Origin of the sequence: Pseudomonas sp. 10-1B, assembly GCF_000935045.1 — a bacterium.
GTDB lineage: Bacteria > Pseudomonadota > Gammaproteobacteria > Pseudomonadales > Pseudomonadaceae > Aquipseudomonas.
In genome coordinates this window covers 1-2,724 of record NZ_JYKS01000101.1, presented here as the reverse complement: position 1 = coordinate 2,724, position 2,724 = coordinate 1, and the positions used below count along the sequence as shown (strand labels likewise).

The following is a 2,724-nucleotide window of genomic DNA, read 5'->3' as shown; positions in this document are numbered from 1 at the left end:
GAACCACGGACGCAGGCTGCCGACCTCCAGCGCCTCGCCGCCGAACACCACGTAGCGCAGCTGCTGGTCGCTGCGCTGGCCTTCGGCGCAGGCCACCTGCATCAGCTGGCGGAACGCCGACGGCGTCTGGTTGAGCACGGTCACCCGCTGCTCGCACAGCAGTTGGTAGAAGGCCTCCGGCGAACGGCTGACATCCTGCGGCACGATCACCAGGCGGCCACCATGCAGCAAGGCGCCGAACAGCTCCCATACCGAGAAGTCGAAGGCATAGGAGTGGAACAGCGTCCAGCAGTCCTGCGGGCCGAAGCCGAACCAGCCGTCCGTGGCCTCGAACAGGCGCAGCACGTTGCGGTGCGGCAGCAAGGTGCCCTTCGGCTTACCGGTGGAGCCGGAGGTGTAGATGACATAGGCCAGGTTATCCAGGCCCACCGCGACGTTCGGGTTGACCTCGGCGAAGTCTGCGTAGTCGGCGTAGTCGGCGGCCAGGTCCAGCACCTGCACGTCCGCCGCCAGGCTCAGCCCGAGGTCGCCCTGGCCGAGCAGCAACTGCAGGCCGCTGTCCTCGATCATGTAGTGCAGGCGATCCAGCGGATAGGCCGGGTCCAGCGGCACGTAGGCACCACCGGCCTTGAGGATGGCCAGCAGGCCGACCACCATCTCCAGCGAGCGCGGCGCGGCCAGGCCCACCAGCACGTCCGGGCCGACGCCTCGGGCGATCAGCGCATGGGCGATCCGGTTGGCCCGGCGGTTCAGCTCGGCGTAGCTCAACTGTTCGCCTTCGCAGACCAGCGCCGGCGCCTGCGGCGCGCGGGCCGCCTGGGCTTCGATCAGGCGATGCAGCGGCTGGCTCGGCGCGAACGTGGCCGGGGCGGTATTCCAGGCCTGTACCGCAGCCTGGCGTTGCTCGTCATCGAGCAATTGCAAGGTCTCGACAGGCACCTCAGCGCCCTGTTCGAGCATCTGCAGCAGCAAGTGACGCAGTTGCTGGCCGATCTGCTCGATGATCGCCGCGCTGAACGCCTGCCGGTCATAGCTGCAGCGCAGCGACAGGCTGTCCTCCAGGCCGACCACCAGGGTCAGCGGATAGTTGCTCTGCTCCTGTGTGCGCACCGGGCCAAAGTGCAGCCCCGAGGGCGAACCACGCTCCAGGGCCTCGGCCACCGGGTAGTTTTCGAACACCAGCAGGCTGTCGAACAGCGCGTCACCGCCCTGCCCGGCCCAGCGTTGGATGTCGAACAGTGGCGTGTGCTCCTGTTCGCGGATGCGCAGGTTGAGCGCCTGCAGATCGTCCAGCCAGTCGCCAAGCGCCTGCCCGGCGGTGCACGGCACGATCACCGGCAAGGTGTTGATGAACAGGCCGATCTGCTGCTCGATACCGGCCAGCTCGGCCGGTCGCCCGGCCACGGTGGCGCCGAACGACACGCAGTCCTGGCCGACACGACGCTGCAGCAACAAGGCCCAGGCACCCTGCACCAAGGTGTTGACGGTGACCTTGCGCTCACGGGCGAAGCGGCCCAGGCGCGCGGTGGTCTGCGCATCGATCGACAGGCTGTGCTCGTCGTAGCCATCGACACCGACATGTTGACAGGTGCTGGCCAGGCGGGTGGGCTCTTCCAGTGCGGCCAGTTGCTCGCGCCAGAAAGCTTCGCTCTGCGCTCGGTCCTGACGCTGCAGCCAGCCAATGTAGTCGCCGAAGCGGCCCGCCGCCTGCGTGGGCCGCTCGCCACAGTAGCGTTGCAGCACTTCACCCAGCAGTTGCGCATTGCTCCAGCCGTCCATGAGGATGTGATGGCTGGTGTAGATCAGTGCATGGCGGTCATCATCCAGGCGTACCAGCACCAGGCGCAGCAATGGCGCCTGCAGCATATCGAAGCCGCGCCCACGTTCTTCGGCGGCCAGTGTCGGGAGCGCCAGCGCCAGGTCATCACGACCGCGCCAGTCCAGCTCGCTGAACGGCACACGGACCTCGCGCAGCACTACCTGCACCGGTTGGGCCTGGTCGGCGGACCAGACGAAGGCACAACGCAGACTGTCATGGGCCTGGAGCACAGCGTTCCAGGCCGCCTCGAAGCGTGCCACATCCAGGCCTGCGACCTCGACCTGCATCTGGTTGATGTAGTCGCCGTCGCTCTCGCCGAACGTGGAATGGAACAGCATGCCCTGCTGCATCGGCGACAGTGGGTAGATGTCTTCGACCTCGGCCACCGCCACCGGCAGTGCGTCGAGTTGCGCCTGGCTCAGGCCCGCCAGCGGGAAGTCCGACGGCGTCAGCCCTTGCGGCGCCTGACAGTGCTCGACCAGCGCCGCCAGCTCCGCCTCGTAGGCCCGCGCCAGCCGCTCGATGGTCGCGCGGGCGAACATCTGCCCGCTGAAGCTGAACGCCAGGCTCAGCTCGCCGCCATACACCTGGCCATTGAGCACCAGCCAGTTGCCCAGCGGCGCCAGCGGGCTCTGCTCCTCACCCGCGCTTTCGGCGGCGGGCACGAACAGAGCCCGCTCATCGAACTGGCCATCCAGCTGGCCCAGGTAGTTGAAGGTGATGCGCGGCACCGGCAGCCCGGCCAGGCTCGCGCGCGCAGCCTCGTCGCCCAGGTAGCGCAAAGCGCCGAAACCGATGCCCTTGTGCGGCACGCCGCGCAGCTGTTCCTTGACCTGCTTGATCGAGGCGCCCAGCTCGGCGGCCGGGGTCAGGCGCACCGGGTAGGCGCTGGTGAACCAGCCCAC

Annotated in this window: 1 protein-coding gene; it reads right to left on the bottom strand. The window is 68.1% G+C overall.

Annotated elements, in window-relative coordinates; translation table 11 throughout:
- Nucleotides 1-2,724 (bottom strand): condensation domain-containing protein (locus TZ03_RS27920; RefSeq protein WP_051101542.1); only part of this gene is annotated, 2,724 nt, incomplete at both ends.